This window comes from Neisseria sp. P0021.S007, assembly GCF_051956855.1.
The window spans coordinates 1-545 of record NZ_JBQCXA010001028.1 but is presented as its reverse complement, the minus strand read 5'-3'; the positions used below and the strand labels follow the sequence as shown (position 1 = coordinate 545).

General features: G+C 48.6%; 1 protein-coding gene. It reads left to right on the top strand.

The features are described from left to right. Positions 1-545: cytochrome c1 (locus tag ACTHUR_RS17335; protein WP_440399951.1), on the top strand; the 545-nt coding region annotated here is incomplete at both ends.

Below are 545 nucleotides of genomic sequence, written 5' to 3'. Positions count from 1 at the left end.
GCTTGCAGCGCGGTGCTCAAATTTTCACCAACTACTGCTTATCCTGCCACTCGGCAAGCGGTATGCGTTTCAACCGTCTGAAAGACATCGGTTTGACTGACGAAGAAATCAAGAAAAACCTGATGTTTACGACAGACAACGTCGGTGATGTTATGCTGGCGGCGATGAATCCTAAAGATGCTGCCAAATGGTTTGGTGCGGCTCCGCCGGATCTGACACTGATTGCCCGTTCTAAAGGCGCGGATTATCTGTATGCCTATATGCGCGGCTTCTATAAAGATCCGACCCGTCCTAATGGCTGGAATAACGTCGTATTCGATAAAGTCGGTATGCCGCACCCATTGTGGGAGCAACAAGGCGTTCAAGCGGTTGAGTGGGATGCTAAAGGTCAACCGGTTATGGTTAAAGATGAGCATGGCGAATTGAAACCCAAGCTTTATTGGGAATCTACCGGCGCACACAGCCGTCGCTTACCAAACGGTAAAGTCATCCAAACAGAGTACGATGCTTATGTACGCGATTTGGTGAACTATTTGGTTTACATG